Origin of the sequence: Achromobacter mucicolens (genome assembly GCF_029866465.1) — a bacterium.
Taxonomy (GTDB): Bacteria; Pseudomonadota; Gammaproteobacteria; order Burkholderiales; family Burkholderiaceae_B; genus Achromobacter; species Achromobacter mucicolens.
On sequence record NZ_CP123364.1, the window covers coordinates 2,977,188 to 3,000,910 of the forward strand.

General features: G+C 66.8%; 26 protein-coding genes. 12 read left to right on the plus strand and 14 right to left on the minus strand.

All coding sequences use genetic code 11. The features are described from left to right. Positions 1–16 precede the first annotated feature (16 nt). Positions 17–895 (minus strand): PhzF family phenazine biosynthesis protein, encoded by an 879-nt coding sequence (locus QEP15_RS13615; protein ID WP_280147558.1) that lies wholly within the window; start codon positions 893–895, stop codon positions 17–19. A gap of 51 nt (positions 896–946) precedes the next feature. After that, positions 947–2,479, minus strand: a complete 1,533-nt coding sequence (gene proP / locus QEP15_RS13620) for a glycine betaine/L-proline transporter ProP (RefSeq protein WP_056318474.1) — start codon at positions 2,477–2,479, stop codon at positions 947–949. 133 nt (positions 2,480–2,612) lie between these two features. On the opposite strand from proP, the gene QEP15_RS13625 reads away from it, so the two are divergent. Beyond that, on the plus strand, positions 2,613–3,071 hold the full coding sequence (locus QEP15_RS13625; RefSeq protein WP_142055069.1) for a MaoC family dehydratase: 459 nt from the start codon (positions 2,613–2,615) through the stop codon (positions 3,069–3,071). A 20-nt stretch (positions 3,072–3,091) separates the two neighbouring features. Here QEP15_RS13625 and QEP15_RS13630 read toward each other — a convergent pair whose 3' ends face one another. Next, entirely contained in the window at positions 3,092–3,496 is a 405-nt protein-coding gene (locus QEP15_RS13630; protein WP_128828294.1) for a RidA family protein, read from the minus strand. Positions 3,497–3,638: 142 nt separating this feature from the next. Between QEP15_RS13630 and QEP15_RS13635 the strand changes: the two genes are divergently transcribed. Continuing rightward, on the plus strand, positions 3,639–4,556 hold the full coding sequence (locus tag QEP15_RS13635) for a LysR family transcriptional regulator (protein WP_063954218.1): 918 nt from the start codon (positions 3,639–3,641) through the stop codon (positions 4,554–4,556). Positions 4,557–4,583: 27 nt separating this feature from the next. Here the strand turns inward: QEP15_RS13635 and QEP15_RS13640 are convergent, their stop codons facing one another. After that, entirely contained in the window at positions 4,584–5,468 is an 885-nt protein-coding gene (locus QEP15_RS13640) for a LysR family transcriptional regulator (protein WP_152384560.1), read from the minus strand. Positions 5,469–5,627: 159 nt separating this feature from the next. Between QEP15_RS13640 and QEP15_RS13645 the strand changes: the two genes are divergently transcribed. Next, positions 5,628–6,614 (plus strand): tripartite tricarboxylate transporter substrate binding protein, encoded by a 987-nt coding sequence (locus QEP15_RS13645; protein ID WP_152384561.1) that lies wholly within the window; start codon positions 5,628–5,630, stop codon positions 6,612–6,614. Between the two features lie 69 nt (positions 6,615–6,683). Continuing rightward, a complete protein-coding gene (locus QEP15_RS13650; protein ID WP_253855317.1) occupies positions 6,684–7,016 on the plus strand; it encodes a cupin domain-containing protein in 333 nt (110 codons plus the stop codon). A 51-nt stretch (positions 7,017–7,067) separates the two neighbouring features. Here QEP15_RS13650 and QEP15_RS13655 read toward each other — a convergent pair whose 3' ends face one another. From QEP15_RS13655 to QEP15_RS13670, 4 genes are all read right to left on the minus strand, one after another. After that, a complete protein-coding gene (locus tag QEP15_RS13655) occupies positions 7,068–7,634 on the minus strand; it encodes a type 1 glutamine amidotransferase domain-containing protein (RefSeq protein WP_253855319.1) in 567 nt (188 codons plus the stop codon). A gap of 78 nt (positions 7,635–7,712) precedes the next feature. Then, a complete protein-coding gene (locus QEP15_RS13660; protein WP_280147559.1) occupies positions 7,713–9,026 on the minus strand; it encodes a PQQ-dependent sugar dehydrogenase in 1,314 nt (437 codons plus the stop codon). After that, complete coding sequence (locus tag QEP15_RS13665; protein ID WP_056318443.1) at positions 9,023–9,451, minus strand: DUF2231 domain-containing protein; 429 nt, start codon at positions 9,449–9,451, stop codon at positions 9,023–9,025. The genes QEP15_RS13660 and QEP15_RS13665 overlap by 4 nt, the downstream gene beginning before the upstream one ends. A gap of 89 nt (positions 9,452–9,540) precedes the next feature. Then, the gene (locus QEP15_RS13670) at positions 9,541–10,248 is read right to left on the minus strand and encodes an acetoacetate decarboxylase family protein (RefSeq protein ID WP_152384566.1); all 708 of its coding nucleotides are present in this window, start codon (positions 10,246–10,248) and stop codon (positions 9,541–9,543) included. A 142-nt stretch (positions 10,249–10,390) separates the two neighbouring features. Between QEP15_RS13670 and QEP15_RS13675 the strand changes: the two genes are divergently transcribed. The 3 genes from QEP15_RS13675 to QEP15_RS13685 all read left to right on the plus strand — a co-directional run bounded on the left by QEP15_RS13675 (position 10,391) and on the right by QEP15_RS13685 (position 14,557). Next, entirely contained in the window at positions 10,391–10,795 is a 405-nt protein-coding gene (locus QEP15_RS13675; RefSeq protein WP_142055052.1) for a DUF2946 family protein, read from the plus strand. A gap of 102 nt (positions 10,796–10,897) precedes the next feature. Then, positions 10,898–13,009 (plus strand): TonB-dependent receptor, encoded by a 2,112-nt coding sequence (locus QEP15_RS13680; protein ID WP_152384567.1) that lies wholly within the window; start codon positions 10,898–10,900, stop codon positions 13,007–13,009. A gap of 12 nt (positions 13,010–13,021) precedes the next feature. Then, positions 13,022–14,557, plus strand: coding sequence for a PepSY domain-containing protein (locus QEP15_RS13685; RefSeq protein ID WP_280147560.1), 1,536 nt, complete (start codon positions 13,022–13,024; stop codon positions 14,555–14,557). Between the two features lie 70 nt (positions 14,558–14,627). Here QEP15_RS13685 and QEP15_RS13690 read toward each other — a convergent pair whose 3' ends face one another. The 4 genes from QEP15_RS13690 to QEP15_RS13705 form a co-directional block, all read right to left on the minus strand. Further along, positions 14,628–14,825, minus strand: coding sequence for a hypothetical protein (locus tag QEP15_RS13690; protein ID WP_280147561.1), 198 nt, complete (start codon positions 14,823–14,825; stop codon positions 14,628–14,630). Continuing rightward, complete coding sequence (locus tag QEP15_RS13695) at positions 14,822–15,082, minus strand: hypothetical protein (RefSeq protein WP_175155577.1); 261 nt, start codon at positions 15,080–15,082, stop codon at positions 14,822–14,824. The genes QEP15_RS13690 and QEP15_RS13695 overlap by 4 nt, the downstream gene beginning before the upstream one ends. A 103-nt stretch (positions 15,083–15,185) precedes the next feature. Beyond that, positions 15,186–16,034 (minus strand): c-type cytochrome, encoded by an 849-nt coding sequence (locus QEP15_RS13700; protein ID WP_280147562.1) that lies wholly within the window; start codon positions 16,032–16,034, stop codon positions 15,186–15,188. Further along, positions 16,031–16,459, minus strand: a complete 429-nt coding sequence (locus QEP15_RS13705) for a c-type cytochrome (protein ID WP_280147563.1) — start codon at positions 16,457–16,459, stop codon at positions 16,031–16,033. The genes QEP15_RS13700 and QEP15_RS13705 overlap by 4 nt, the downstream gene beginning before the upstream one ends. Positions 16,460–16,652: 193 nt before the next feature. Between QEP15_RS13705 and QEP15_RS13710 the strand changes: the two genes are divergently transcribed. From QEP15_RS13710 to QEP15_RS13720, 3 genes are read left to right on the plus strand one after another with little or no spacing between them, the layout of a single operon-like run. Further along, positions 16,653–17,609, plus strand: coding sequence for a cytochrome c oxidase subunit II (locus QEP15_RS13710; protein WP_280147564.1), 957 nt, complete (start codon positions 16,653–16,655; stop codon positions 17,607–17,609). After that, positions 17,606–20,140 (plus strand): cbb3-type cytochrome c oxidase subunit I, encoded by a 2,535-nt coding sequence (locus tag QEP15_RS13715; RefSeq protein WP_280147565.1) that lies wholly within the window; start codon positions 17,606–17,608, stop codon positions 20,138–20,140. Before QEP15_RS13710 ends, QEP15_RS13715 begins: the two co-directional genes overlap by 4 nt. A 2-nt stretch (positions 20,141–20,142) precedes the next feature. Continuing rightward, positions 20,143–20,484 carry a hypothetical protein gene (locus tag QEP15_RS13720; RefSeq protein WP_152384575.1) on the plus strand — a complete coding sequence of 114 codons (342 nt, stop codon included), beginning with the start codon at positions 20,143–20,145 and terminating at the stop codon, positions 20,482–20,484. Between the two features lie 31 nt (positions 20,485–20,515). Here QEP15_RS13720 and QEP15_RS13725 read toward each other — a convergent pair whose 3' ends face one another. Continuing rightward, positions 20,516–21,469 carry a cation diffusion facilitator family transporter gene (locus tag QEP15_RS13725; RefSeq protein ID WP_056318405.1) on the minus strand — a complete coding sequence of 318 codons (954 nt, stop codon included), beginning with the start codon at positions 21,467–21,469 and terminating at the stop codon, positions 20,516–20,518. A 169-nt stretch (positions 21,470–21,638) separates the two neighbouring features. Here QEP15_RS13725 and QEP15_RS13730 point away from each other — a divergent pair, with 169 nt between their 5' ends. Together QEP15_RS13730 and QEP15_RS13735 are read left to right on the plus strand one after the other, a co-directional pair. After that, a complete protein-coding gene (locus tag QEP15_RS13730) occupies positions 21,639–22,235 on the plus strand; it encodes an NAD(P)H-dependent oxidoreductase (protein WP_280147566.1) in 597 nt (198 codons plus the stop codon). Positions 22,236–22,258: 23 nt separating this feature from the next. Next, positions 22,259–22,864 (plus strand): TetR/AcrR family transcriptional regulator, encoded by a 606-nt coding sequence (locus QEP15_RS13735; protein ID WP_280147567.1) that lies wholly within the window; start codon positions 22,259–22,261, stop codon positions 22,862–22,864. A 15-nt stretch (positions 22,865–22,879) separates the two neighbouring features. Here the strand turns inward: QEP15_RS13735 and QEP15_RS13740 are convergent, their stop codons facing one another. Next, positions 22,880–23,692 carry a class I SAM-dependent methyltransferase gene (locus QEP15_RS13740; protein ID WP_280147568.1) on the minus strand — a complete coding sequence of 271 codons (813 nt, stop codon included), beginning with the start codon at positions 23,690–23,692 and terminating at the stop codon, positions 22,880–22,882. Between the last annotated feature and the right edge of the window lie 31 nt (positions 23,693–23,723).

A 23,723-nucleotide genomic window follows, 5' to 3' on the forward strand; every position in this document is an offset into this window, starting at 1 on the left:
ACATGCCGGCGCACGTTCACACCGCAATGCGGCCGTCGATGCACGTCACGGATTGCCCGCCCACGCGAATGGCGCCGTCCGCACCGAACGCGATGTTCAGCCTGCCCGACCGCCCCACCGCCGCGCCCTGCGTGCTGAGGTATTCCGTCCCAAACTGCTGCACTTGCCCCGCATCGCGGATGAACGCCGCCACCGATCCGTTGCCGCTGCCGCACACCGGGTCTTCGTTTGCGCCCAGGCTGGGGGCAAAGGCGCGGACCTCGATGGCGCTTTCCGCGCCTTCGCCATTCGCCCCATACACCACGATGCCGGCAGCCTGGTTGCGGCGGTCAAACTCGGCCATGCGGGCAAAGTCCGGGCGCAGCGTCAGCACGGCCTGCGCGCTGGGCAACTGCGCGATCGTCCACACCGGGCCCACATTGACGAGCTTGGGCGCGGGATCATGCAGGACTGCCGAACCCAGTATCCCTTCCATTTCATCGACCAGGTCTGCGCTCAGTTCGGTGAACCGGGCCTCCGGAAGCGTGAAGGCAATACGCGGACTGCCGCCGGTGATCTCGGTGACCGACAGGTCGATCAGGCCCGCGGCGCATTCCTGCACCAGTCTGCCGCCGCGCGCCTGGACGATGCCGGCTTCCAGCAGCGCGTGCGCCGTTCCCAGCGTGGGATGCCCCGCAAAGGGCAGCTCGGCCTGCGGCGTGAAGATCCGGACCAGATAGTCAGCGCCGGACTGCGTTGGCGGCAGCACAAAGGTGGTTTCCGACAGATTCGTCCAGTTGGCGATACGCCGCATCTGCTCGTCGGTCATGCCCTGCGCCTGCAGCACCACCGCGACGGGATTACCGCGATAGGGTTCGCTGGTAAACACATCCACCTGTTTGAATGGCACGCTCATGACTTGCTCCTTAACATGAAGCGCCGCCCGGACAAGTCCGGGCGGCAGCTCTCATTCAATACCCGGATGCCTGTCCGCCAGCCGTTGGCGGCGCACACGCAGCGCATCCAGCTTTTCTTCCAGCGCCGCGATCTCGGCATCCACGTCCTGCACACTTTGTTCAATGTGCTCGTACGCCTGCTGCAACAGCACCTTGGCTTCCTTGCGGCTGGAAGCGGTCGGTGTCTCGCCGCGCAGCGGCCGGTTGGCGGTCTCGGGCAGGAAGAACGAGGTGATCAGCCCGATGAGCGACGCCGCCATCAGGTAATACGCCGGCATCATCAGGTTGTCGGTCTCTTCGACCAGCCACGCGGCCACGGTGGGGGTAAGCCCGGCGAAGATGATGGCCACATTGAACGAACTGGCCAATGCGCTATAGCGGATGCGCGTGGGGAACAGCGCCGGCAGCGTGGAGGCCATGATGCCGATCAGGCAGTTCAGGAAAATGGCGATCAGCAGCAGTCCCAGGAAGATCAGCGCGGTGTTGTCGCTGCCGATCAGGAAGAACGACGGGATCGCAGTAACCAGGAGCCCCAGGCTGCCGACCAGCAGAAACGGCTTGCGCCCGACCTTGTCGCTGACGAAACCCACCACCGGCTGCACGAACAGCATGCCCACCATCACCACGACGATGATGAGCACCCCGTGGCCTTCGGTGTAGCCCAGGCTGCCCGACAGGTAAGTCGGCATATAGGTCAGCAGCATGTAATAGGTGATGTTGGTCACCAGCACCATGCCGATGCTGACCAGCAAGGCGCGGCGGTATTTGGCGAAGATCTCGCGGAAGGACACCGACGGCTTTTCCTGCACGGCGTCGCGATCTTCCTTTTCCATCCGTTCGAGCTGCTGCGTGAAGGCCGGGGTTTCTTCGGCCGCATGCCGCAGATACAAGCCCAACAGGCCCAGCGGCCCCGCCACGAAGAAAGGAATGCGCCAGCCCCAGTCCAGAAACGTCTGCTCGCCCAGCATGGTCTGCAACAGCACGACCATGCCGGCGCCCACGACAAAGCCGGCTATCGAGCCGAAGTCCAGCCAGCTGCCCAGGAAACCCCGCTGCCTGTCCGGCGCGTACTCCGCGACGAAAACGGCCGCACCGGTGTATTCGCCGCCGACGGAGAAACCTTGCGCCAGCTTGCACAGCAGCAGCAGGATCGGCGCCCACAGGCCGATCGTGGCGTATGCGGGAATGAGGCCAATGCAGAACGTGCTGATGGCCATGATGATGATGGTGAGCGACAGCACCTTCTGGCGCCCGAAGCGATCGCCCATGACGCCGAAGAACACGCCTCCCAACGGTCGCACCAGAAACGGCACGGAAAACGTGCCGAGCGCGGCGATGGTTTGCACGGCGGGCGAAGCGTCCGGGAAGAACACCTTGCCCAGTGCGAACGCCACGAAACCGTAGACGCCAAAGTCAAACCATTCCATTGCATTGCCAAGCGCCGCCGCCGTGACGGCTTTCTTGAGCTTGGTGTTGTCGATGACCGTGATGTCGCCGATCTCCAGCGGACGGATCTCTTGCGACGACGTGGGGGTTTCTGCCATGGTGCGACATCCATAAAACGAGACATGCCGATTATGGACCCGATTTCGGCGACGGTCATCGCCCGCTGCATTGCGCAAGGCGCGAACCCGCGCCCATAATGCCCCACCCACCAGATACTCGCCGGAGCCATCGATGCCACAGACCCCCAAGCCGCCCCTGATCTACCTGGAAGACCTGTCCGTCGGTGACGTCTTCGTCAGCAAGACCCATGCCTTGGACGCCGAGCAGATCGTCGGCTTTGCCTCGCAGTTCGACCCGCAACCCTTTCATCTGGATCCGGAGGCGGCGCGCGACACGCTGTTCCAGGGGCTGGCGGCCAGCGGCTGGCATACGGCGGCGCTGACCATGAAGCTGCTGGTCGAGAGTTTTCCCGTGGCGCGCGGGGTCATTGGCGCAGGCGCCGAACTGGCGTGGCCGCTGCCCACCCGGCCGGACGATGTGGTCAAGGTGACGAGCACCGTGATCAGCATCACGCCATCGCGCTCCAAGCCCGATCGCGCCATCGTGGTCGTGGAATCGATCACATCGAATCAGCGCGACGAGGCGCTGCAGAAGTTGACGAGCAAGGTCGTCGTCTTCCGCAAGCCTTGATAAGCCGCAGCGCCGCCCGATCAAGCAGCCGCGGCGTCGGGCACCTTGGCGATGACCTTGATCTCGAACTGGAATCCGTACAGCCAGGTGACCCCGACCGCCGTAATGTTCGGATACGGCGCCTCGCCCCAGAATTCGGGCACCACCTCCCACATGGTTTCGAACTGCGACTGCGGATCGACCATGAAGACCGTCACGTCGACGACGTCGTCAAACGACGCACCCGCCGCGTGCAGGATGGCGTTCAGATTCCGGAAGGCCATCCGCACCTGCTCGCGCAGGTCGGGCTCCGGCGACCCGTCGTCATGGCTGCCGACCTGGCCGGACACGAACAGAAAGCCGTTGGAGCGAACCGCCGGCGAATAACGGTTGCGCTCGTAGAGCGCATGGCGATTGGGAGGAAAAACAACGTCGCGTTTGGTCATGGCGTTCTCCTGGTGGTGGGCTGTCCGACAGCCCGCGTTGACATTGGGCAAACTGTAAAAGCGCCCGCCCCGGGGATAAACGGTCAACTGCATCCATCACTATTTGTAGAATCCAAACAATCCCAATTCTCTTCGCGCAGCCATGGACAGATTCGACGCAATGACCGCGTTTGCGCGCGTGGTGGAAACCGGCAGCTTCACCAAGGCCGCCGAAACCCTGCACATGAGCAAGACGAGCGTGACACAGCTGGTCCAGCAGCTTGAGGCACGCCTGCGGGTGCGCCTGTTGAACCGCACCACGCGCAAGGTCAATGTCACGGCCGATGGCGCGGCGTACTACGAGCGCGTGATCAAGCTGCTGGCCGACATGGACGATGCCGAAACCAGCCTGTCCAGCGCCGCGGAAGCGCCGCGCGGCCGGCTGCGCGTGGACGTGCCCAGTCCGCTGGCGCGCATGGTGCTCGTGCCCGCCTTGCCGGACTTTCACGCGCGCTATCCCGACATCCAGCTCGACATGGGCGTCAGCGATCGCATCGTCGACCTGATCGGCGAGAACATCGATTGTGTCGTGCGCGGCGGCGAGCTGACCGACCAGTCCCTGATGGCCCGCCGCGTCGGCGACCTGCAACTGGGCGTCTACGCCGCGCCCTCGTACCTGAAGCTGGCCGGCAAGCCCGCGCACCCGCGCGAGCTTGAAGACACGCACCACCGCATCGTGGGTTTTCTGTGGCAACGCACCGGGCGCGCGCTGCCTTATGCCATGCGGCGCGGCAAGGAGGTCGTCAATGTGCACGGCCGCTACGTGCTGGCGGTGGACGATGGCAATGCCTACCTGGCGGCGGGACTTGCCGGCATGGGCGTGATGTGGCTGCCGGACTACATGTCCGCGCCGCACCTGGCCAAGGGTGAGCTGGTGCCGGTCTTCGAGGACTGGAGGCTGGACCCGATGCCGATGTACGTCGCATTCCCGCCAAACCGCCACGTCAGCGCCAAGCTGCGCGCCTTCATCGACTGGATCGTCGAGGTGGTGGGCGCGTATTCGCCCGCGGGCCGCACCTAACGCGAAGCCACTACCGCGTGGCCGCGCCTATTTCCTGGCAAGCTCGCCCGCCAGTTCCAGCGCCCGCGCCAGAAACGCCGACGCATCGTCCTTGCGATAGCTGACGATCACGGGCGACACGAAGGCATCGGCCTCGATGCGCACGTGGGCCACATCCTGGCGCTGCAGGCGCTGCACGGAGGCGGGCACCACGGTCACCCCCAAGCCCGCCGCGACCAGCCCGATCGCGGTCTGCAGTTCGTTGGCCTCTTGCACCACCTGCAGCGAGTAGCCGGCCGCGCGAAACAGGCCCAGCACATGATCCGCGTAGTTCGGGCGCGGACGCGCCGGATACAGCACGAAAGGCTCGCGCGCCAGGCGGCTGACGGCGACGCTGCCAAGGCCGGCCAGCGGATGATGCAAGGGCACCGCGGCCATCAGCGGCTCGGTCATCAACACGCGCCGCTCGATCGCGGGGTCGTCCAGCAGGATGCGGCCAATGCCCAGATCGATGCGCCCCGCCTTCAGCGCCTCGAGCTGCGGCAACGTGTTCATTTCCATCAGGCCCACTTCGACCCGCTCATCCGCGCCGCGCAGCAGCCGGATCAATTCCGGCACGAAACCGTAAAGCGTCGACGGCACGAAGCCGATGCCGAACCAGCGCCGCTCGGTCTGGCCCAACCGGCGCGTGCCTTCCAGCACTTCGTCCAGACGGGCGGTCAGCAGGCGCGATTGCTCCAGCAGGAAACGGCCCGCCTCGGTCAGGCGCAGCGCCCGCGTGGTCCGTTCGAACAGCTGCACGCCCAGCTCTTCCTCCAGCTGCTTGATCTGGCGGCTGAGCGGCGGCTGCGCAATGTGCAGCCGCGAGGCTGCCAGCGTGAAACTGCCTGCGTCGGCCACCGCCTGGAAGTACCGCAAGTGCCTGAGTTCCATGGCGATTAAGACCCTGGAGGTATGAATTGAAACCCATATAGTCTTGGACACTTGAAAAAAAGGCAAGCGATACTGCGCCCATCGGGCAGGCACCGTCGATCAGAGTATTAATCGCGCGCGGACCTCGCCACCAATAAATCAAGCGTTACGGAGACAACCATGCGCATGCGCCATGTATTCAGACCCTTTGCCCGCGCATTGCTGGCCGCCTCGCTGCTGGCCGGCGCAACCGCCGCGCAGGCCGATGCCTATCCGGATCACCCCGTGAAGTGGATCGTGCCTTTCCCGCCCGGCGGCGCGATGGACAGCATCGCGCGCACGCTGGGCGAATCGATGGGCAAGCAGCTGAACACGTCCTTCATCGTCGAGAATCGCGCCGGCGCGGGCGGCAACATTGGCGCGGCGGCCGTGGCGCGCGCCAAGCCCGACGGCTACACCATCCTGATCGTCGCCAACGGCATGGCCGTCAATCCGGCGCTGTACCAGGACCTGAACTACGACCCCGTCAAGGACTTCGCGCCCATCTCGCTGCTGGCGGTCGTGCCCAATGTGCTGGTGACCAATCCAGCGCGTACCGGCGCGACCAGTGTCGCGGATGTGATCGCTAAGGCCAAGGCGCAGCCCAAGCACTACACATACGCCTCCGCGGGCGTTGGCACCTCCATTCACCTGGCCGGTGAGATGTTCGTGTCGATGACCGGGGTGGACATGCTGCACGTGCCTTACAAGGGCAGCGGCCCCGCCGTCGCCGACCTGCTGGGCGGCCAGGTGGATTACATGTTCGACAGCATCACGTCCGCCAAGCCCCACATCGCGAGCGGCAAGCTGCGCGCGCTGGGCGTCACCACCACCAAGCGGTCGGCTGCCCTGCCCGACGTGCCGACGATGCAGGAGGCCGGCGTGCCCGGTTATGAGCTGATGCCCTGGTTCGCTGCCTTTGCGCCCGCCGGCACGCCGCCGGAAGCGGTAGCCAAGCTGAATGACGCCATGCGCGCCGCGCTGGCCGATCCCAAGGTGAAGGCGACGCTGGATTCGATCGGCGCCGAGCCGATCGGCAGCACGCCGGACGCGCTGCGCGACCATCTGGCCAAGGAAACGGCGCAGTGGAAGGATCTGGTCAAGGAACGCGGCATCAAGATCAATTGATCGCAGGCCGCGGCGCCGCCGTGGGGATGGGGTATCGTTGACAGCTCCCCTCCCTGCGAAGGATGCATCATGGCCCTCAAACATGCGGATCCCGGGCAAGTCATCGATCTCAAGCCCTACGGGGCCGCGCTAGCGCAAAAGCAGTCGATCGCGCTTTTCAAGTCCGACGACCTAGAGGTCATGCGCCTGGTGCTGCTCGCCGGCAAGACCATGCCCTCGCATGACGTCGCCGGCGAGATCACCCTGCAGTGCCTGGAGGGCAGCATCGAGGTCACCGCCGAAGGCGCCACGCACGTCCTCTACCCCGGCCACCTGATGTACCTGCCGGGCCGCGCGCCGCACGCGCTGTTCGCGCTGGAAAACGCGTCGGTGCTGGTGACCGTGGCGCTCAAGCGCGCGTAGCGCATGCGGCCGGGGTGCGGCGCTCCCCGGCTTTGCTCGACGCGGCCGGCCCTACTTCGCCGCGCGCCCCTTGACCGCCTTGCCCAGCACCTGAACGAAGGCGTCATTGAACGCGGGAATATCGTCCGGCTTGCGGCTGGACACCAGCACGCCGTCCACGACCACTTCCTCATCCACCCACTGCACGCCCGCATTGCGCAGGTCATCCTGCAGCGACGGCCAACTGGTCATCTTGCGCCCCTTGACCACGCCGGCCGAGATCAGCAGCCATGCGCCGTGGCAGATGACCGCCACCGGCTTGCCCGCGTCCATGCAGGCGCGCACCAGTTCCTGGGCCTTGGGCTGCATCCGGATCTCGTCGGCATTGACCACACCGCCGGGCAGCAGCAGGGCATCAAAGACGTCCGGCTCGGACGCAGCCTGCAGAAACGTGAGATCCACGGGGAACTTGTCGCCGGGCTTGTCGTGGTGCATGCCCTGGATCGGGTCAGTGCGCGCCGACACCACCACGGTGCGGGCGCCTTCTTCGTGCAGACGGTCGCGCGGCCCCGTGAGTTCGACCTGCTCGAATCCGTCGACGGCCAGAATCGCGATGTTGATGTCTTGAAGTGTTGCCATGTTTGCTCCTGTGCGGGGCCTGTGAACGCTGCGGCGCAACACAACGCGCACGCTCGGCAGGCCCTCTGTAAATAAGATTTAAGGCTGCACCGCTGCGACCGGCTTGGGCGCCTGCGCGGGCGTGATGCGCCAGATCGTGTTCGACAGGTCGTCGGCCACGATGAGCGCGCCCTTCGGATCGACCGTCACGCCCACCGGACGTCCGCGCGTCGTGCCGTCCTCGTCGCGAAAGCCCGCGACGAAATCAACGGGCGGCCCGGACGGGCGCCCATCCGTGAACGGAACGAAGACCACCTTGTAGCCCACCGGATCGGCGCGGTTCCAGCTGCCGTGCTCGCCGACGAACACACCGTTGGCAAACCGGTCGCCCATCGTCGCGGTCGAGAAGTCCACGCCCAGCGCCGCCACGTGCGAACCCAGGCTGTAATCCGGCGCAATGGCCGATGCAACCTTGGCGGGATCCTGCGGCCGCACGCGTTCGTCCACGTTCTTGCCCCAATAGCTGTAAGGCCAGCCGTAGAACGCGCCCTCCTTGACGGTCGTGAGGTAGTCGGGCACCAGGTCCGGACCCAGCTCATCGCGTTCGTTGACCACGGCCCACAACTGGCCCGTGGCCGGTTGGATCGTAAGCGCGGTCGGATTGCGCAGGCCGGTGGCATAGGTCTTGTATTCGCCCGTGCTGGCGTTGATGCGCCAGATGCGCGCCCGATCCATTTCGGCCGTCATGCCGCGTTCGGTGATGTTGCTGTTCGAGCCGATGCCCACGTAAAGATACTGCCCGTCCGCACTGGCGGTCAGCGCCTTGGTCCAGTGATGGTTGATCTCGGCGGGCAGCGGCGTGACCGTCTCCGGCGGACCGCTCGCCTTGGTCTGCCCCGGTTCATAGGCGAACCGCACCAGCGCGTCCTGGTTGGCCACGTACAGCTGATTGCCGACGAGGGCCAGACCGTACGGCGCGTTAAGGTTTTCCGCAAAGACGGAGGCCTCGTAGGTGCCATCGCCCTTGGTGTCGCGCAGCAGCGTCAGCCGGTTGCCGCCCTTGACGGGACTGGTGCCCCGGGCCTTGATGATGCCCGCGATCACGTCCTTGGGTTTGAGGTCGGGGGCACTGCCGCCCCGGCCCTCGGCGACCAGAATGTCGCCATTGGGCAGCACAAGCGTCTGACGCGGAATCTTCAGGTCCGTGGCGATGGCCGAGATCTTGTAGCCCTCGGGCACCGTCGGCACTTTGTCGCCCCATTTGGCGGGCTTGGCGATCACCATGTCCGGCAACAGCCCCCGCTCGGGCTTGGGCAGATCGGGCGACGGTCCATACTGGCCTGCGGTCTGCGCGCCGCACACGCCTGCAATCACCAGCATCGAAACGCCGGCAAGCAATTTCCTCTTCTTCATAGCGGCCCCCGGATGTGCGGCGTGCGAAAGCCCAGCCAGAGGGCAACGAGGGCCAGCACCGCGCCCACGACAGACAGGATCAGACCGTTGGGCATGCTGGCCCACGCGTCGCGCGCATGAACGAACGCATTGAACAGCCCCACCAGCCAGGCCGCCAGCAGCACCACGGCATAGGGAACCACACCGCGCGCCCGCTGTGTGGCCCTGAACAGGTCGACGATGGCAAACAGCAGCGCCACCGCCCCAAATATCAGCCCGCCAACGAGCAGCCAGGACGCGAAATTATTCCATTGGATGTGAAAAGTCTGCGCATACGCAGCGTCCGCGAGCGCCGCGCCAAGAAACAACGGGAACATCCCGGCAAGGAACACCGCGGGGAAGCGGCGCACGGTAAGGGCATACCGGTTTTCGATGAGTGTGGTCACGGGAATCGCCTCGTGGGTTGCGGGCACAACCTGCTGCCCGTGGTGGGCGGCGCAGCAAGTGGCATGCCTATAACGCCTTCCGGAGGGTGCTACACGCCGAACTGGACGGATAGATCCCCCAGCCACGCGCTGGCCATCGGTTGGCGCCCTGCCAGAAAGCGCAGCGGCCCATCAGGCGCGATGCGCCAACTTGCGGACCCGAAGCGCGCCATGCCCCGCAGAGCGCAACGTGTACGGATCAGTCCCGCTTTGCCACCTTGAACCGTCCACACGGCAAGGCGCAACGGTACCGCGAGGCGCAGGCCTGGCCGAAATTCAACGCTTGCGACGGCCGTCCCGCCGGTCGCCATGGACGCCTGCTCTTCGGCGACTAAAGACGCGTACGTTCCATCTGCCGGCAAAGGCACGAAGTGGCCCATCTGTTTCGGAATGCCCCACAACTGCCTACCGCCCGCCGCAGCCGCCTCGTCGTCGACCCAGATCGGACCCACGGTGCACGCCGGCGCCAGCAGCCCCGCGTGCCGCACTGCCGTAGCGAAGAGCAACTCGTTGTAGGCCAGCGTGCCGCCCGATTCGTAGGCCGTCCAGACCGTGGCGCAAATGGCGTGGCGTCCCAGAGTGACCAGGCGCGCATCGCCGGGAGGAAGCATGGGCAGGTCGGCAAGCGGCACACGCCACATGCTGAGGAGTGCATGGCCGCTCAGTTTCCACGGCGCCTGCGGATACGAAGATGGCGAATCCGTGGGCATTGCGTCGTCCGCCAAGCCCTGCGTCATGCCGCTCGAAAGAGGCATCATGCTGGCAATCTCCTGTTCGGAAGCGATGGTGCAAAGACAACACCGCGCACGTTGCACTCGATCTTAAACGTCCCTGCGACAGAACGCCGCACGCGATTCAATTCGGTCAGAATGCGTGAAGTTCTGTAATAGAATCCCGCCCATGCCTACTCACCGGGACTCTGCGCAAAAGCCCCGCGGCCTGCCTTGGCGGTTTCTCGTCTGCCTGGCAATGGCCGCTTTCGTGCTGCGCGCCCTGATCCCGAGCGGCTTCATGGCGGCGCCGTCCACGACGTCGCTGATGCTCTCGTTGTGCGAAGCCGGTGGCGCGATCAGCGTGACCTTCGACCTGCCGGCCGAGCCGAAGTCCAAGCATGCGGCAAGCGATGCGTGCGCCTTCGGCGCCCTGGCCGCGCATGCGATTCTGCCGGAGACGGGTCTTGCGCCCGTGCTGACGGCGCAAGCCGCCTACGCGGCCCCAGAAACGCCCGTCCACCGCGCGGCGCCGCCCCTGCCCGCGCTGGGGCCGCCCCTCGGTTCACGCGCCCCGCCTTCCCTGTCTTCCTGATCCGCCGCGCCCGCGCCTAGCGCCGGGCCCGGCCGCGCCTTGCCGACCGGCTTTTCCGCGGTCGGCAGATCTTGTCGAAGACATCGAAGAAGAGGGATTCTCTTGACCATCGCTCGTTCGCACGCGTGCCTCGGCACGTCTTTGCTCCTGGCCGCTTTCAACGCCGCCGCCCAAACCTCCCCCGCCACCCTCGCCCCCATCACCGTGATGGGCGGCGCTGAAACCGCTCTGACGACCGAAGCGTCCACGGGCTCCAATCTGGGCCTGACGCCCATGCAGACGCCGGCCAGCGTCGACATCATTTCGCGGGAACAGATCGAATCCCGCGGCGATGCCAGCGTGATCGAGGCCATCACCCGCGCGCCGGGCTTTTCGGCCGCGCCCCATCCAGGCAACGGCAACAGCGCCTTGTCGGTGCGCGGCTTTACCGACAGCACGTCGGTCATGCGCCTGTACGACGGGCTGCGCCAGTACGGCGGCGTCGGCCTGACGTTTCCGTTCGATACGTGGTCGGTCGAGCGCATCGAGGTGCTGCGCGGGCCCGCGTCCGTAATCTATGGCGACGGCGCGATCGGCGGCGTCGTCAACGTGATCCCCAAGCGTCCGACGCGCGGGCCCATCCAGAACGAGGTGCAGGCCACCATCGGCACGCAGGATACGGCGCGGATAGGCTTGGGCAGCGGCGGCGCGCTCAGCGATACGTTGTCGTATCGCCTGGACGTCAGCGGCAACTACACGGACGGCTACGTGGACCGGGGCCAAGCGGGCGATGCCACGTTCTCCGGCGCGCTGCGGTGGGACGCGACGCCGGACCTGAACATGACGCTCAGCTACGCCTACGGCTACCAGCGCCCGATGCGGTATTTCGGCACGCCGCTCATCAACGGCGAGCAAGACGACGCCGTGCGCAAGCAGAACTACAACGTGTCCGACAGCTTCATGCGCTTTCGCGATCAGTGGACGCAACTGGACACGGTCTGGACGCCCAACGACGCGACCACGGTGCGCGCGCGCCTGTACCACGTGCAAAGCGACCGCGACTGGCGCAATGCCGAGCGGTACGTGTACAACCCCGCAACGCGCCTCATCGACCGCTCGGACAACACGCAGATCACGCACGACCAGACCCAGACCGGCCTGACGACCAGCGCCGTGTTCAAGGGCCAACTGGCCGGCCTGGACAACACGGTGTCCGTGGGCTTTGACGTCAACCACGCCACGTTCAAGCACATCAACAACACGTACACCGGCAGTTCGGGCCCCGTGGATCCCTATGATCCGGCACATGGCCACTACCAGAGCAACGTGCCGTTCATTCCGCGCTATCGCAACGAGGCCGACCAGTTTGCGCTCTTCGTGGAAGACCGCCTCGCGCTGACGAGCAAGTGGTCTCTCATCGGCGGGCTGCGCTACGACCATGCGAAAGTGACGCGCGACGATCTGGTCACCGGCCAACGCACCCTGTCCAGTACGTATGCCGACGTGGGTTGGCGCGTGGGCACCGTGTACGACCTGACGCCGGATCTGGCTGTCTACGCACAGTACGCGGAAGCGGCCGATCCGGTCAGCGGCCTCTTGATGCTCAGTCCGGCCAACGCGGGGTTCGACATGTCGCGCGGCAAGCAGATCGAAATCGGCTTGAAACAGAATTTCCTGGACGGCCGCGGCGAGTGGACGCTGGCGGCCTACGAGATCCGCAAGACAAACCTGTTGTCGCGCGACGCCGATGATCCCAGCCTTCGGGTGCAGGTGGGCGAGCAATCGTCTCGGGGGCTGGAGGCATCGCTGTCGCTGGCGCTGGCGCCCGGCTGGACGATCGACGCCAACGCCACCGTGCTGCGGGCCAAATACGACGACTTTTCCGAGTCGGTCGGCGGCGCGGCCGTGTCGCGCGCGGGCAATGTGCCGCCCAACGTGCCGCAACGCCTGGCAAACCTGTGGCTGAGCTGGAACTTCCAACCGGGCTGGACGGCAATGGGCGGGCTGCGGTATGTGGGCAAGCGCTATGCGGACAGCGCCAACACCGTCGAGTTGCCGTCCTATACGACCACCGACCTCGCGCTGCGCTGGGACGTCAACAAGGACACCGCCATCACGGCCCGGGGTTTCAACGTCTTTGACCGCGCGTACTTCACCACCGCGTACTACACCAATACGCAGTGGTTCTACGGGCCTAGCCGCCGGTTCGAGCTGACGTTGAACCACCGGTTCTAAGGGGCGCCGACCATGGATGCCAAGGCGCGCCTGCGCAGGCTGACCTACCTGGCTCACCGCTGGCTGGGCGTGGCCGGCTGCCTGCTGATGTTTGGGTGGTTTCTCAGCGGGATTGTCATGCTGTATGTCGGCTACCCGAAGCTGACGCCTCACGAGCGTTTCGCCAGCCTGCCCGTGCTGACAGTGGACGCTTACCGTATGCCCGACGCGGCGCAAGCCGCGCCCGGCCCTGCCGTGCTGACGTCGGTGCGCGGCGAGGCGACGTTCATCCTGCCGACCCCGGATGGTCCGCGCGCATGGTCCGCGTCGACAGGCAATCCTGGCGGGACGGTGACGGCGGACATGGCGGTGGCCGCCGCCCGCGCGTTCTGGCCGGCGGGCACCGCGCGCCATGCGGGCCTGGTGGAGGAGGACCGCTGGACGCATTCGCACGGGCTGGACCGCCATCGCCCGCTGCATAAAGTGAGCATGTCGGGGGACGCGGACGGCACGCTGTATGTCTCATCGGCGACAGGCGAAGTCGTCCTGGATGCGCCCCTTGCGCAGCAACGCTGGAACTACGTGGGCGCGTGGCTGCATTGGCTGTACATGGCACGCGACCGGTCCGTGGATCCGGTCTGGAGCTGGACAGTGATCGTGCTGTCTGCCCTATGCACCGTGCTGGCGATCAGCGGCGCGGTGGTCGGCGTGTGGCGCTGGCGCTTTCGCGGGCGCTACAAATCCGGCGCACGCACGCCGTACCGCGAGGCCTGGATGCGCTGGCACCACATCGCGGGCCTCGTCTTCAGCGCGTTCGTGTGCACGTGGATCTTCAGCGGCCTCATGTCGATGAATCCCGGCGGGATTTTCTCCGCGCCCCACGCAGGGCCCGACAGGCAAGCCATGACGGGCGTGCAGGCAGGCACAGCGGTAGGCACCGCGGTAGGCACGGCGGTAGGCACCACGGCAGGCACGGCGGGCCTGGCGCCGTTGCCGGTGCTGCAAGCGCTGCATGACGCGGGATTTCAAGCTGTCCAGCTCGAATGGCGGTGGATGGCCGGGCACCCCTACGTGCTGGCGCGCGACGCATCGGCCGACAGCCGGATCATCCTTCGGCGCGACGGCGCGCTCATCGTGCAGACGGCCTGGCAGCCGCACGCCGTCATCGACGCCGCCCGCGCGCTGTTTCCCGACGCGGCAATGCAGGCACAGGTGCTTGACCACTACGATGCCTACTACTACGCCCGCCACGCCGAAGCCATGAACGGCGGTGCGCCGCGTGGCCTGCCCGTGCTGCAATTGGACTTCGATAACGCAGCGGGGGATCGCGTTTACGTAGACCTGCGCACCGGCGAACCGGTGCTAAGCCTGTCGCGCGCACAGCGCGCCGGACGCTGGCTCTTTTACTTCCTGCACAGCTGGGACACGCCCGCCTTGTTGAATGCCGGCGTGGGCCGCGACCTGGCAATCATTCTATTGAGCCTGGGCGGCCTGGCCATCTGCGCCACCGGCACCCTGCTGGGCGCGCGGCGGCTGAAAAACACGGTCCGTGGGAGCGGCGCGCGCTGACCTCACGGCCCGACCCGGCGGGCCATGTGGAAGCGAAGCGGCCAGAGGGGCGATATTGACGCACCGTGCGTCAATCCGAATGCGGCTGCGGCGGGGTGTCCATCGTCGCGTCGACCTCGGAGATCGTCTCGCCGGGATATGCGGCACGCGCCGCCGCCGCGGCGGCATCGCGCGTCGGATATGCGCGCGCATCCTCCTGGACGCCCAGCAACGCAAAGCCCCGGAAGCCCCAATGACCATCCGCGCGTTGAAAGACTTCGACGATCATTGCGATTCCTCTTCGCCGCTGGGCGCGGGTCGATTGCCGCTCCCGCCGGTCGGCGCCCCGCTGCGCGCCTCGGCTTCCTCCTGGGCAACGGCCTGATCGAAGCCCGGCTGGTCATAGCTGCGCGCGCTCGGCGGATGGTCGATATCGGGCACGCGTTCCGGGGTGGTGGCGGGACCGGACGGGCGCAGCGCGCCCGCGTTGACATCGGGCTGGCCCGGAATGGAATCACGAGCGCTGCCGGATTTGGATTGAGTCATGGACGGCTCCTGTGCATCAAGGGTAGTGAACGGGCGAGCAAGTGCCGTTCCTGACCGGCATGCGGCGATGGTCTGCGCGAGCAGCCCGCCCCCGGCCGGCTGCTCAAGGCCCGCCGGGCAACGTGCGTAGAAACGCGGCAATGTCTCGGGCATCCTGTTCGCTGACCCCGAGGTCGGGCATCGCCGTGCCGGGCTTGACGGCGGCGGGGTCGCGCAACCAGCGCTCCATGTTTTCGGGTGTGTTGGGCAGGACACCCGCGATAAACGCCCGCTCGCCCATCTGGTCCAGCGGTGGTCCCAGGTAGTTCCATGCCCCCGGCACGCCCGGAATCGCGTGGCACGTGACGCAAAGGTACTGCTGAAGCGCGATGCGGCCCGCCATGGCGTCTGCCTCCCGGACCGCGGGCTGCGCCGATGCACGCGGCGCGGCGGCCGCTTGTGCCGCGCCGTCCCGCTGGTAGTCCTGGGCAGACATCGCGGGCAAGACGCGCAGGAATGCCACCACGTCCCAGATCTCGTCGTCGGTCAGCCGGTACTGCCACGCCGGCATGCCGGTCATCTTGATGCCTTGGCGCGTCAGCCAGAAGATCTCTGCCGCGGTACGGGTGCGTGCAGACGCCACGAGCGCTGCTGGCGCGGGATTCAACCCCAGCGCGTACGGTTGCGGCGACACGCCGGGCCCGCCGTGGCACTGCGCGCAATTTGCGCGATAAAGGCGCGAACCATTCTGGATGCGCGCGGGCACGTCCAGATCGGGCGCCGTGATGTCCGCCGATCGCATCTTCACGGCCCGCGTCAGCGCGACGTCGAGCAAATGATGCACCGGTGTGGTGTGCGGCGACGTGGCGGTCACGTCGTACCCGCCGAAATACACCACCGCGCCGCCCAGCACGCCCGCGGTGGCGGCAGCGCCCGCTAGCGTCAGGGCGGCGGTTCGTTTCCAACGCTTCATGGCGCCCTCGCGTTGCCGCGGCCGGCGTCCCGCAGCAGATAGGCCGCGATCGCTTCAGCGTCGGCGTGGCGCAGGCCCGTGTCGGGCATGGCCGTCAGGGGATTAACGGCGGGCGGGTCCATCAGCCAGCGCACCATGTTCTGTGGGGTGTTGGGCAACAGCCCGGCAATGTAAGCCTGCCGCGCCATGTCGCCCAGCGGCGGGCCAACGCGAGACGCCGGGCCGCTGACACCCGGGACGGCATGACAGGCCGTGCAGCCGCGTTCGGCGATCAGCCGCCGCCCCCGGTCGGCGTCGGCCCCGCCCTGCAGCCCGTCTGCCGTACCCGGGGAAAAGAGCGGCGCCTGCCCATCCTGACAGGCGACCAGCGCAAGACTCGCCAGCAACGCGGGCAAGAGGCGGTTGGGTCGGGCAATCCGGCGCAAGGCGGTCTCCTGATTCGCGCGGAACCACGCTAAAAGCGCACCCGTCAGCAATCCGCGTGCCCACTGCGCGCGTGCGCACCCGGGAATGGAAAGTGCTGATGCCGCGTCTCGCGGGGCCGGCGGTATCCCGCCCGCCGGGCCACCGCCGCGCCGGCCCGCTGGCTCACGGCGGGGGATCATCCACCACAAGAACATGGCGAAACTCCTTCTCATCCTGATCGCCGGATTGTCGACCGCCGCATGGGCGCAGCCCAGCGGTGAGGACGCCGCGCGGATCGCCGACATCGGCCGGGTGCTTTTCGTGAGCGCGACGGCGATCTTCGTGGGGGTGGCCGCACTGATCGCACTGTCGATGTTTGGCCCGGCGCCGCTGCGCCACAGGCTTTCGCGTCCCGCCCTTATCGTGGGCGCGGGCATCGTGTTTCCGGTCGTGGCGCTGACCGCGTTGCTGGTCTACGTGTTGACGCCGTCACCGACCACGGCGCGCGAGGCGGCCTACGCCGCGCGCATCGAAGTGACGGGTGAGCTGTGGTGGTGGCGCGTGCGCTATCTGGACGCGCAAGGCGAGCTGCTCTTCGAGACGGCTAACGAGATCCGCATTCCGGCCGGCAAGCCGGTGCAATTCCTGCTCAAGTCGGGCAACGTGATCCACAGCTTCTGGGTCCCCGAACTGGGCGGCAAGCTCGACATGATCCCGGGCCGCGTGAACAAGATGCGCGCGCTGGCGCGCACGCCCGGCACGTTTCGCGGCCATTGCGCCGAGTATTGCGGCGCACAACACGCCCAGATGCGGTTCGACGTGCAGGCGGTGGACGCCGCGGCGTTCGACGCGTGGGTGCAGGCGCAACGCCAGCCTGCCCCGGCGGCCGAACCGGCGCTGCGGCAAGGCGAGCGGCTATTCATCCAGGCCTGCGCGCAATGCCACACCGTGCGCGGCACGGCGGCTGGCGGAATGCTGGGACCGGACCTCACCCATGTAGGCAGCCGGCCTACCCTGGCGGCCGGCATTCTGCCCAACAACGTGGGCGCGATGGGCGGCTGGATCGCCGGCAGCCAGCAGATCAAGCCCGGCAATGCCATGCCGTCCTTTGACCGATGGCCGGGCGAGGATCTGCGCGCCGTGGCCCGCTACCTGGAAAGCCTGAAGTGACGCCCCCAACCACCCCGCCCCCGCTTCCCAACGCGCTGCCGCGGCCCGCGGACGAATTCGCGCAGCTCGAGCGCGCCTGGAAGCGGCCAACGGGATGGCGATCGCTGACGGTCGTCAACAACACGTCCATCGGCCTGCTGTACATCGGCACCGCGTTGCTGTTTTTCATCCTGGCCGGCGTGCTGGGGCTGATGATGCGCACGCAGCTGGCCGCGCCCGACAGCAACCTGATCGGACACACGCTATACAACCAGCTTTTCACCATGCACGGCACGGTGATGATGTTTCTCTTCGCCGTGCCCGCGGTGGAAGCGGTGGCGGTGCTGCTGCTGCCCAATATGCTGGGCGCGCGCGACCTGCCGTTTCCCAGGTTGTCGGCCTACGCCTACTGGGCCTATGCCATTGGCGGACTGGTCTTCTTCTGCAGCATCTTCGTGGGGCTGGCGCCCGATGGCGGCTGGTTCATGTACCCGCCGCTGACCAGCGCGCAATACTCGCCCGCCGTGAACGCCGACCTGTGGCTGCTGGGCATTGGCTTCATCGAGATCTCCGCCATCGCCGGCGCGATCGAGCTTGCCGTGGGCATCCTGCGCACGCGCGCCCCGGGCATGACGCTGGACAAGATTCCTGTGTTCGCCTGGGTCATGCTGGTCTTCTGCGGCATGGTGATCGTCGCCTTTCCGGCCGTGATCGTCGCCACCACGCTGCTCGAACTGGAACGCGCCTTCGACATGCCGTTCTTCATCACCGGACGCGGCGGCGATCCGCTGCTCTGGCAGCATCTGTTCTGGTTTTTTGGCCATCCCGAGGTCTACATCATCTTCCTGCCCGCCGCCGGCATGGTGTCGATGATGATTCCCGCGATGACGGGCACGCCGCTGGTGGGCTACCGGCTGGTGGTGCTGGCGGTCATCTCGACGGGGTTCCTGAGCTTTGGCCTGTGGGTGCACCATATGTTCGCCACCGGGATCCCGCAGTTGTCGCTCAGTTTCGCGTCGGCCGCGAGCATGGCGGTGTCGGTGCCGACCGCGATACAGATATTCGCCTGGATCGCGACCCTTGCCGCGGCGGTGCGGTTAAGGCCGATCAAGACACCGATGCTGTACATCCTGGGGTTCTTCTTCGTGTTCGTCATCGGCGGCCTGACCGGCGTCATGGTCGCCGTGATCCCGTTCGACCTGCAGGCGCACGACACCTACTTCGTCGTGGCGCATCTGCATTACGTGCTATTCGGCGGCATGGTGTTTCCGCTGTTCGCGGCCTTCTATTACTGGACACCGTTCATCAGCAAGCGGCCCCTGTCCGAGCGGCTGGGCCGCTGGGGTTTCTGGCTGATGTTCGTGGGCTTTAACGTGGCCTTCTTTCCGATGCACTTCACCGGCCTGGCCGGCATGCCGCGCCGGGTGTACACCTATGCGGAAAGCCAGGGGCTTGGCCCGCTCAACCTGCTCTCGACCGTGGGCGCATACCTGATCGCCGCGGGTGTGCTGGTGTTCCTGATCGACCTGGCGCGCAATTTCCGGCCGACCATCGACAACAACGCGGGCAACGTCTGGCGCGCGGGCACCTTGGAATGGCTGCCCAGCGGCAGTTACGGGCTGCGCAGCGTGCCTGCGGTAACCAGCCGCGAGCCGCTGTGGGACCAACCGGGCCTGGCGCAGCAGGTGGACGACGGCCAGCATTATCTGCCCAACGCACCCGCCGGCCTGCGAACCACGCTCGTGACCAGCGCCCTGGAGGCCCGGCCCGACTACGTACTGCCGCTGCCCGGCCCCGCGTGGTCGCCCCTGCTGGCAGCCGTGGGCACCGCCGGCTTCTTCCTGCTGCTGACCTTCAAGCTGCTGCCGCTGGCGGCGGCGTTTGGCGTGCTGGCCGTTGTCTCGCTATGGCGCTGGCTGTGGGACGCGGACACCGGCCCCGACCACCCGCCGGTGGACATTGGCGGCGGCCTGCGGCTGCCCATGATGTGCTCGGGCAGCGCGTCACACGCGTCGTGGGCGATGGTGCTGCTGCTGATCGTGTGCGCCAGCATCTTTGGATCGCTGATGTTCAGCTACCTGTTCCTGTGGACCACGAACCCGCAGGCCTGGCCCGATCCCGGCGACTTGCCCTCACCGGTCCGGCCAATGCTGTCGGGCGTGATGCTGCTTGCGGCCGCCGCCCTTGCCCTGGCCGCCGGGCGGATGATGACGCAGAACCGCCAAACTGCGCTGCGCGCCTGCGTGGCCGGGGCCGCGCTGTTGCTGGCCGCCGCGCCGGCGCTGGATCTGGTCACGCATTGGCAGGCCGGACTTCGGCCGCGGGCCAGCGCCTACACCGCAGCCACCTACGCGGTCGCGGGCCTGCAGGCGTTTTTTGGCGGCCTGGCTGTGGTGATGGCCGCCTTTACCGTGGCGCGGTCGATCGCCGGGCGGCTGCGCCCCACGCGCCGCGCCGCGCTCGATGCCACGCGGGCGATGTTGCTCTACGCCGTGGCGCAAGGGCTCATCGCATTGGCGCTGCTGCACGCCTTTACGCGGCTGACGGGATGACCATGAAAACGCGCTTTTCGGTCGAACTGCTGTACCTCATCGCCGGCCCGCTGATATGGCTGGCGCACTTCCTCTCCATCTACATCGTGAACGCGCTGGCCTGCGCCCGGTCGGTGCTGGCCGGGTTGTGGCTGGGCCTGCCCATCTCGTCATGGATCATCGTTGCGGGCAGCGCCGCGGCGTTGGCGGCGATGGCGGTGGCGGCCTGGCGCCAGCGGGCGCGGGTGCGGGCCCGGAACGCGCCGCCGTTTCACGCCTGGCTTGCCGCCACGCTATGCGGCCTGTCCGCGGTGGCGGTCGTGTGGGAAACGCTGCCGGTTTTCCTGCTGCCGGCATGCCAGTAGCAAGGCGCGCCGGTCGCCCCCTGCGGCAACGCTATTCCGCCCATTCCGGGTCGCCGGTAAACACCACCGTCAACCAGCGATCCGGGCTGTCGGCGCCCAGCGCGTTGCCGATCTCGTCGCGCAGGCTGTCCCATGCCGCGACGGTGCGCGCGGGCATATCGGGCGGCACAATGAAATACAGTTCGATTTCCTGCGAACGCCCCACCTTGGCGACATACGCGCGATAGGACGCGAAGCGATAGCGTTCCACGAACGCCTGCGCCACCGAGTCCACATGCTGCTTCAGGTCGGCGGGCGTGACCAGCAGCATCTCGGACAACGCCTGGCGGATGACCGACAGCGGCAAGGGGATGATCACCGCGCACACGACCGCCAGCACGGCCGGGTCGATATAGGGCGAAATCCACTCGTACCGGGTGCCCTGCACGCCGTATCCAATGCAAAAGGCCACCAGCAGCGCGGCCGTGATGCTGGCCGACATGATCCAGCCCTTCAGGTCCATGTGCAGGAATGCCGAGCGGATCCGGCGATTGGCGCGCGCCTCGGCGAGCGCAATCGCTACACAGGCGGTCAGGGTCAGCACGGCATAGATCAGCGCCAGGCCGAACTCCAGCTCGCGGCCTCCCTTGAGCAGACTGCTCACCGCGTTGATGAGCGCGTAGACGGCCACCCCGCTGAGGAGTATCCCGTTCAGCGCAAGCACCATGGGCTCCAGATGCCAGAAGCCCATCGTGAAGCGTTCGCGAAGCTTGCGCGGCAGCCCGCGGGCCGTGGCGTACGACGTGATCAGCCGCACCACCACCAGCGACAGGGCGCTCATGCTGGCGTCCACCAGCGAATAAACGCCGTCGAACACGATGGAGAACGAACCGGAAGCCACCCCGAAACCGATGCCGATGACGGCGATGCAAAGCGTGACCGCAATCGAGATCCGCAACACGCCCTGCTCCGTGCGCAGGTCGAACAATGCCGTGCCTGAGGTCATGGTTCCTCCGAGGGGACTGCCGTGGCGCTCACGATAACCGTATTGCCCCTGATTAGGGTGACAACGACGCCACGACGGGATACCCCTCGGTGGCGAAGGTCTTTTGCCACAATCTACTTAACGTAGGTTACGATTGGTAGGTTACTCCCTTGCGAACAGGACTTTCACCGTGCACGCCCTCATCGTCGTTGCCCATCCCGACCCCGCGTCCCTCACGCACGCCATTGCCGATCATGTCGCCCAAGGCGTTGCGGACGCAGGGCCCCAACATTCCTTCGAGCTCGCGGACCTGGCCGCGGAAGGCTTCGATCCCCGGTTCTCCCAAGCCGACGCCGCCCTGCACCTGACCCCATCCAACCCGCCCGCCGACGTAGCCGCCGAACACGCGCGCATCGATCGCGCCGACGCGCTGGTGCTGGTGTATCCCGTGCATTGGTGGTCGTTTCCCGCGCTGCTCAAGGGGTGGATCGACCGCGTGTTCACCAATGGCTGGGCCTACGATGCCAATCCCGACGGCAAGGTCGTCAAGCGGCTGCAACGCCTGCAGGTGCACCTGATCGCCAGCGGCGGCGCGGACATGCGCACCTATGCCCGTCACGGCTACTTCGGCGCGATGAAAACCCAGATCGATCACGGGATCTTCGGCTATTGCGGCGCGCGCGTGGCAACATCCGACTTGCTGGTGGCGTCCGACGCCGGCTATCCCGAAGCGCACCTGGCCACCGCCCGGGCCATCGGCCAACGCATCTTTGCCCCGCAACCCTGAAACCGACCTCGACAGCCGCCCTGATGACGTCCCACCCTGCCCCTCCCCCCCGCCGCCGGCTGTCCAAGGACGCGCGGCAACGCCAGCTCATCGAGGTGTCCTGGGCGCTGATCCGCGACGAAGGCACGGACGCCCTGACCCTGGGCCGGCTTGCCGAGAAAGCGGGCATCTCAAAGCCCGTCGTCTACGACCACTTCGGCACCCGCAACGGGTTGCTGGCGGCGCTTTACCAGGATTTCGACCTGCGCCAGACCGCGATCATCGACAGCGCCATCGCCGCCAGCAAGCCGACCCTCGCCGGCAAGGCAGACGCCATCGCGACGCAGTATGTGGAATGCGTGTCGGTGCAAGGGCGCGAGATTCCCGGGGTGCTCGCGGCGCTGAACGGCTCGCCGGAACTGGCCGCCGTCAAACGGCAGTATCAGCACGCCTTCATCACCAAATGCCAGGCCATCCTCGCCCCGTTCGCCGGCCGGCAAGGCGTGTCCCTGGCCGGCATGTGGGGCATGCTCGGCGCGGCCGATGCGCTCTCGCAAGCTGCCGTTTCGGGCGAAATCACCCAGGAAGCCGCGCGAGCCGAGCTGTTCCGGATCATCGTGGACCTGGTCAAACGCGCTCCCGCCAGCTAGCGTCCCGATCCGGCCTTACTTTGTCGCGACGATCACGTGCGCCTGGATCCGGCCCGTAATCGGGCCCGCGCCGTAGCGGTCGGCCAACGCCTCAGCCGCCCGTTCCGTGGCCAGCTGCATGAGGCCCGCGTCGCGCGCTTCGATCTCGTTGCGTAGTGGCGTGCCCTGGCAGTAGGCGGTGGCTGCCTCCAATGGCCCGGCCGCGCGGCTGACGTCCGCACGGGTGTCCACCCGAATATCCTCAAAGCCTGCGCGGCGAAGGTCGTCGCGGATCTTTTCCACGTCGTGGTAGCCGTGCGGCGTGCGCGCCAGAAAGCGTGGCGGATCCTGCGGAAACACAGCCGCCATCGCGCGCGTCACGTCGTCGGCGAAGTCATTTTCCTCGATGCGGTCCCACACGCTGAAGACGAAGCGCCCCCCGGACTTCAGCACCCGGCGCGCTTCGGCAAAGCCCGCGGCCCGGTCCGAGAAGAACATGACGCCGAACTGGCAGCACACCACGTCAAACGACGCGCAGTCGAACGGCAGATCCAGCGCATCCGCCCAGCGCCATTGCACCGCGCAACCGGCACCCTGCCGGGCGGCCGCGTAATCGAGCATCGGTTGATTCAGGTCGGTCGCCACATAACGCGCCCCGGGGTCCAGCAGAGGCGCAAGCGCCCGCGTCACCGCCCCGCTGCCTGCCGCGGTCTCCAGCACGTCCTGAGGCGCAAACCCCGCGACCAGCGCCGCCATGTGGTCGGCGTAACCCTGGAAGATCAGCGGCACCATGAGCGTGTCGTAAAGCGCCGGAATCGATCCCGCAAACACCTTGTCGAAGTCGGCCATGATGCGGCTCCTTTAACGGCGTTGCCGATGC